Origin of the sequence: Plasticicumulans sp. (assembly GCF_035331805.1) — a bacterium.
Classification (GTDB): Bacteria; Pseudomonadota; Gammaproteobacteria; order Competibacterales; family Competibacteraceae; genus Plasticicumulans.
In genome coordinates this window covers 1-6,390 of record NZ_DAOLKE010000206.1, presented here as the reverse complement: position 1 = coordinate 6,390, position 6,390 = coordinate 1, and the positions used below count along the sequence as shown (strand labels likewise).

Genomic DNA, 6,390 nt, shown 5'->3' with positions numbered 1-6,390 from the left:
CCGGCTCACGTCCGCTCGCCGGCCTGCCCCGATGCACCGGCTCCTGATCCTCGCCGTGCTGGTGCTCGTCTGGGGCGGCTGGCACTGGCAGGCCACGCGGCCGCTGCGCTGGCCGGCCGGGCAGATCGTCGACGCCACGCCCCTGCAGAGCCTCACCACCGCGCCTCCATTCGAGCTGCGCGGCTTCCGGCTGCAGCCGCTCGCCGCTTTCGAGCTCGATGCCCGTGCGCTGGCGACCGAGCGCTACCGCCTCGATGCCGGTGCCGCGCTCGCGCCGCTCGACGTGGCCTTCGGCTGGGGCCGGATGTCGGATCAGTCAGTCATCGACCGGCTCGACATCCGCCAGGGCGCACGTTTCTACACCTGGGCCTATCAGGACCCGCCCCCGCTCGCGCCGGCCGGGATCGTGCGCTCCAGCGCCAACCTGCACCTGATCCCGGCCGATGCCGGCGTCGAACGCCAGCTGCTGGCGATCCGCCCCGGCCAGCGCGTGCGGCTCGGCGGCCTGCTGGTCGAGGCCACCGCTGCGGACGGCTTCCGCTGGCGCAGTTCGCTGAGTCGCGAGGACAGCGGCAACGGCGCCTGCGAGCTGGTCTGGGTCGAGTACGTCGAACTGCACTGACGGCGGCGACGTCCGATGCCCGGCGCGGCTGACGCCGATCAGCGCAGCCCCGCCCGCGGCGGATAGACTCCGGCCGCCTTCCAGCCGATCCGGGAGTCGATGCCATGAAGATCGTCGTGCCGCTGCTCGTCGCCGCCGTCGCGCTCGGCGGCGGCTATGCCGGCTGGCGTTACTGGCAGGCGCGCGAGGCCGAGGCGCTGCCGGCCGGCATCGTCGCCGGCAACGGTCGCGCCGAGGCCACCGAGCTGGATGTTGCGACCAAGCGCGCGGCGCGCGTCGCCGAGGTGCTGGTCGATGAAGGCGACACGGTGACGGCCGGTCAGGTGCTGGCACGCATGGACCTGCGCGAGGAAGCCGCCGCACTTGCGCGGGCGCGGGCGGAGCTGAAGCGCGCGCAGGCCGATCGCGACTATGCCGGTGCGCAGCTCGATCTGGCCGACAGCGAGCTGACCTACTCGCAGCAGCAGCTCGAACGCTCCGAGAGCCTCGTGAAATCCGGCGGCGTGCCGCGCGAGAAGCTCGACGCCGACCAGCATCGCCAGCGCAGCGCGGTCGCCTCGCGCGCCGCCGCGCGCATCCGCATCATCGAGACCGAGCAGGCGATCGAGGCCGCCGCCGCCCAGGTCCGCCAGCTCGAGATCGCGCTCGAGGACGGCGAACTGCGCGCGCCGCGCAACGGCCGCGTGCTGTACCGGCTGGCCGAACCCGGCGAGGTGCTCGGGGCCGGCGGCAAGGTGCTGACGCTGATCGACCTCGACGACACCTGGCTGACCGTGTTCCTGCCCGAAACCGTCGCCGGGCGGCTCGCGCTCGGGGCCGAGGCGCGCGTGCTGCTCGATGCCTTCCCGGACCGGCCGCTGCCGGCGCGCATCAGCTTCGTATCCGACCGCGCGCAGTTCACGCCGAAGTCGGTCGAGACGCGCGAGGAGCGCGAGCGGCTGTCGTTCCGCGTCAAGGCGCAGGTGCAGGTGCCGCCGCAGTACCGCGCGCTCGCCAAGCCCGGCCTGCCGGGCATGGCCTACGTGAAACTCGATGCACAGGCCGCGTGGCCGCCGCGGCTGGCCTGCACCGAGCTCTCGCAGCCGTGCCGGCCGTGAGCCGCGATCCGGCGATGTCCGCAGAGGAACGCACGCCGGTCGCGGTGATCGAGGCGGTCCACCACCGCTACGGCCGCACGCCGGCGCTCGATGACTGCACGCTGACGCTGCCGGCCGGCGGCATGATCGGGCTGATCGGGCCGGACGGGGTCGGCAAGTCGACGCTGCTCGGGCTGATCGCCGGCGTCAAACGCCTGCAGCAGGGCACGGTGACGGTGCTCGGCGGCGACGTGCGCTCGAACGCGCACCGCGACGCGCTCGCGCAGCGCATCGCCTACATGCCGCAGGGACTCGGGCGCAACCTGTACCCGACGCTGTCGGTGGCCGAGAACGTCGATTTCTTCGCACGCCTGTTCAACCTGCACGCGCAGGCGCGCAGCCGGCGGCGCGATGCGCTGCTCGCGGCGACCGGGCTCGCACCGTTCGCGGATCGCGCGGCCGGCAAGCTCTCGGGCGGCATGAAGCAGAAGCTCGGGCTCTGCTGCGCGCTGATCCACCAGCCCGAGCTGCTGATCCTCGACGAGCCGACCACCGGCGTCGATCCGCTGTCGCGCCGGCAGTTCTGGGAGCTGGTCGAGCGCCTGCGCGCGCAGTCGCCGGACCTGAGCGTGCTGGTGGCGACCGCGTACATGGAGGAAGCCGAGCGCTTCGATGCGCTGGTGCTGATGGACGCCGGGCGCGTGCTCGCGACCGGCACGCCGGCGGGGCTGAAGGCGCAGGCCGGGGCTGACGACCTCGAAGCGACCTACATCGCGCTGCTGCCCGAGCATCGCCGGCTCGGCCATCAGGCGCTGTCGATCCCGCCGCGGCCGGCCGGGCACGGAAGCGCGGAGGCCGCAATCGAGGCCGAGGGGCTGACGCGGCGCTTCGGCCGCTTCACGGCGGTCGATCACGTGAGCTTCCGCATCGGGCGCGGCGAGATCTTCGGCTTCCTCGGCTCGAACGGCTGCGGCAAGACCACGACGATGAAGATGCTGACCGGCCTGCTGCCGGCGAGCGAGGGCCACGCCCGCCTGTTCGGCACGCCGGTCGATGCCACCGATCCGGCGCTGCGCCTGCGCATCGGCTACATGTCGCAGGCCTTCTCGCTGTACCGCGAGCTGACCGTGCAGCAGAACCTCGTGCTGCACGCGCGCGTGCTCAGGCTCGCCGAGCGCGACATTGCGCCGCGCATCGACGCGCTGATCGCGCGCTTCGGCCTCGACGGCCTGCGCGACACGGTGGCCGATGCGCTGCCGCTCGGCGTGCGCCAGCGCCTGTCGCTGGCGGTGGCCGTGATCCACCGGCCCGAGATCCTGATCCTCGACGAGCCGACCTCGGGCGTCGATCCGGTCGCACGCGACGACTTCTGGCGCCTGCTCGGCGAACTCGCGCGCCGCGACGGCGTGACCATCTTCGTGTCGACGCACTTCATGAACGAGGCGGCGCGCTGCGACCGCATCTCGCTGATGCACGCCGGGCGCGTGCTGGCGCAGGGCACGCCGGCGGAGCTGGTGGACGCAAGCGGCACGGCTTCGCTCGAAGACGCCTTCATCCGCGCACTCGAAGACGCGCAGACCGGCACCCGCCCGACCACGACCGACACCGCCGCGCTGACCGGCCTCACGGCGGGTGGCGACGAGCTGCGGGCCGGCCACGGCTTCTCGCTGCGCAGGCTGCTGACCTTCGCGTGGCGCGAGGCGCTGGAGCTGCGCCGCGACCCGATCCGCCTCGCCTTCGCGCTGCTCGGCACGCTGCTGCTGATGCTGGTCATGGGCTACGGCATCTCGCTCGATGTCGAGGACCTGCCCTATGCCGTGCTCGATCTCGACCGCACGCCCGAGAGCCGCGCCTACCTCGACAGCTTCAAAGGCATCCGCGAACTGGCCGAACGCGCCCCGGCGACCTCGTCCGGCGACATCGATGCGCGGCTGCTCGCCGGCGAGCTGAGCTTTGCGCTGGAGCTTCCGCCCGGCTTCGGCGCCGAGTTGCGCGCCGGGCGCCGGCCCGAGGTCGGCGTGCGCCTCGACGGCGCGATCCCGTTCCGCGCCGAGACTGCGCGCGGCTACCTGCTCGGCATCCACGCCGGCTTCCTCGCCGATCCGCGTCCGGCACAGCTCGGGCCGGCACCGGCCGAGACGCAGACGCCACTCGCCGGGCTCGAAGTGCGCTTCCGCTACAACCAGGACTTCCGCTCGGTCAACGCCATCGTGCCCGGCGTGCTGGCGCTGCTGCTGCTGGTGATCCCGGCGACGCTGACCGCGCTCGGCGTCGTGCGCGAGAAGGAACTCGGCTCGATCACCAACCTGTACGCGAGCCCGGCGACGCGGCTCGAATTCCTGCTCGGCAAGCAGATGCCTTACGCCGGCCTCGGACTGGTCAACGCCGCGGTGATGGCGCTGCTGACCGTGTGGCTGTTCGGCGTGCCGCTGAAGGGCAGCCTCCCCGCCTTCGCGCTCGGGGCGCTGCTGTACGTGATCGCGGCCTCGGCCTTCGGGCTGCTGGTCTCGACGGTCACGAGCACGCAGATCGCGGCGCTGTTCGGCACCTTCATCCTGACCATGCTGCCGTCGATCAACTTCTCGGGCCTGATCGCGCCGGTGTCGTCGATGAGCGGCGGCGCAGCAGTGATGGGGCACTCCTTCCCGGCCAGCTACTTCCTCGCGATCGCGGTCGGAACCTTCACGAAGGCGCTCGGCTTCGCGGCGCTGGCACCGAAGTACCTGCAGCTCGCCGGCTTCACGCTGGTCTACGTGCTGCTCGCGTGGCGGCTGCTGCCGAAGCAGGAGCGCTGAGCGTGCGGTCGCCACCGCTTCGCAACGTGCTCGAACTGATGCGCCGCGAGTTCTACGCGCTCGGGCGCGACCGCGTCATGCTCGGGCTGATCGTCTACGCGTTCAGCGTGCTGATCTACGTGAATGCCACGGCCACCGGCATCGAGCTGCGCAACGCCGCAATCGCCTTCGTCGACGAGGACGCGAGCACGCTGTCGGCGCGGCTGTTCGATGCGCCGCAGCCGCCGTACTTCCAGCACCCGCAGCGTCTGGCACTCGCCGATGTCGATGCCGCGCTCGACGCCGGGCGCTTCACCTTCGTCGTCGACGTGCCGCCCGGCTTCCAGAGCGACGTGCTCGCCGGACGCGCGCCGCGGCTGCAGATCAACGTCGATGCCACGGCCATGAGCCAGGCCGGCATCGGCGCGAACTACCTGCAGCAGATCTTCAGCGCCGAGATCGACGAATTCGTGCGCGGACGCCGGCAGGAGGCACCGCAGGCGGTCACGCAGGTCGTGCGCATCGCCTTCAACCCGAACCTGCAGATGCCGTGGTTCATGGGGCCGATGATGATCGTCAACAGCATCACGCTGCTGTCGATCGTGCTGACCGGCGCGGCGCTGATCCGCGAGCGCGAGCAGGGCACGCTCGAACACCTGCTGGTGCTGCCGCTGACGCCGATCGAGATCATGCTCGCGAAGATCGGCGCGACGGCGCTGGTGATCGTCGTCGCCACGACGTTTGCGACCGTCGTGATGATCCACGGCGTGCTGTCGGTGCCGGCGCGCGGCTCGCTCGCGCTGTTCCTGGTCGCGGCCTTCGTCTACAGCGCCTCGATCGCGGCGATCGGCATCTTCCTCGCGACGCTGGCGCGCTCGATGCCGCAGCTCGGGCTGCTGTCGATCCCGGTGGTGTTCCCGATGGCGATGCTCTCGGGCGGCGCCACGCCGCTCGACAGCATGCCGGTTGCGGTGCAGCGGATCATGCAGTTCTCGCCGTCGACGCACTTCACGGCGATCGTGCAGGCGATCCTGTACCGCGGGGCCGGATTCGACGTGATCTGGCCGCAGTTCGTCGCGATGCTCGCGATCGGTGCCGTGTTTCTCGCGATCGCGGTGCACCGGCTCAGGACGACGCTGGCGCAGGCGGGAAGCTGAAACGCCGGATCGTCAGCGGCTGTCCCCCGGCGTCCGGAGCCGATCGGCGACCAGGCCCTGCGGATGCCGTCGCGCGGCCATCCGGCATGAACCGCGCTGCCCTGCCGGCCGCTGCCGCTCAGGCGTCGCTTTCCTTCTCCCCGTCCAGCCGTTCGCCGGTGAACCGGTCGCGCCCTGCCCAGTAGGTGCAGACCGGGCAGGTCCCGCCCTCGGGATAATGCACGCCGGCCTCGTGCGGGCAGCCGATGATGCGGCCCGGCGTCAACACCGACCGCACCGCATGGCTTTCGATGTAGCGAACGATGGCTTCGCTGATCGCCGGATCCTGGCGGATGTCGCCGGTTTCCGCGTACCAGCGCTCCAGCATCTCGACCTCGGCGTTCTCGTCCGGGGCGATGCCGACCACGGCCTTGCTCGCCAGCCGGTCGTCGGGGCCGTAATAGGCGACGGTCGCGACCGGATAGCCGTGGAAACCGCGGCGGAACTTCTTCAGCAGCTTGTCCCGATACCAGGTGGCCTTGAGCGACATCGTGCGTGCCTCGTCGTGCGGGGAGGGAGAGCGGGACGGTACCCGAGCCGCCCGTCGTCGCGCACGCCCGCGCTCCGGCTGCGTCATCGGCTGACCGCATGAAAAAGGCGCCCGCAGGCGCCTTTTCGAAGGGATCGATCAGGATGATCGCGCAATCAGCGTCCGGCGCTGGCGCGGTAGGCCGCGTAGGGGCCGCGGTGATCGCGGGCGCGCAGTTCGCGCGGCATCACGC

5 protein-coding genes are annotated in these 6,390 nt (G+C 71.5%); 4 read left to right on the top strand and 1 reads right to left on the bottom strand.

Annotated features, from left to right (window positions below):
• The 4 genes from PKE44_RS13415 to PKE44_RS13400 form a co-directional block, all read left to right on the top strand.
• On the top strand, nt 1-622 hold a 622-nt coding region (locus PKE44_RS13415), incomplete at its 5' end, for a hypothetical protein (RefSeq protein WP_324552025.1).
• Between the two features lie 104 nt (nt 623-726).
• Nucleotides 727-1,719: an HlyD family efflux transporter periplasmic adaptor subunit gene (locus tag PKE44_RS13410; protein WP_324552023.1), complete on the top strand. Its 993-nt coding sequence runs from the start codon at nt 727-729 to the stop codon at nt 1,717-1,719.
• A gap of 14 nt (nt 1,720-1,733) precedes the next feature.
• The gene (rbbA, locus tag PKE44_RS13405; RefSeq protein WP_324552021.1) at nt 1,734-4,493 is read left to right on the top strand and encodes a ribosome-associated ATPase/putative transporter RbbA; all 2,760 of its coding nucleotides are present in this window, start codon (nt 1,734-1,736) and stop codon (nt 4,491-4,493) included.
• Nucleotides 4,494-4,495: 2 nt separating this feature from the next.
• Entirely contained in the window at nt 4,496-5,629 is a 1,134-nt protein-coding gene (locus PKE44_RS13400; RefSeq protein ID WP_324552019.1) for an ABC transporter permease, read from the top strand.
• Nucleotides 5,630-5,747: 118 nt separating this feature from the next.
• Here PKE44_RS13400 and PKE44_RS13395 read toward each other — a convergent pair whose 3' ends face one another.
• Nucleotides 5,748-6,158 carry a hypothetical protein gene (locus PKE44_RS13395; protein WP_324552017.1) on the bottom strand — a complete coding sequence of 137 codons (411 nt, stop codon included), beginning with the start codon at nt 6,156-6,158 and terminating at the stop codon, nt 5,748-5,750.
• Nucleotides 6,159-6,390: the final 232 nt, after the last annotated feature.

Bases quoted from the DNA above. Each gene is read 5' to 3' on its own strand.
- PKE44_RS13410 (WP_324552023.1), top strand. From the start codon at position 727: ATGAAGATCGTCGTGCCGCTGCTCGTCGCCGCCGTCGCGCTCGGCGGC.
- PKE44_RS13395 (WP_324552017.1), bottom strand. From the start codon at position 6,158: ATGTCGCTCAAGGCCACCTGGTATCGGGACAAGCTGCTGAAGAAGTTC.
- rbbA (WP_324552021.1), top strand. From the start codon at position 1,734: ATGTCCGCAGAGGAACGCACGCCGGTCGCGGTGATCGAGGCGGTCCAC.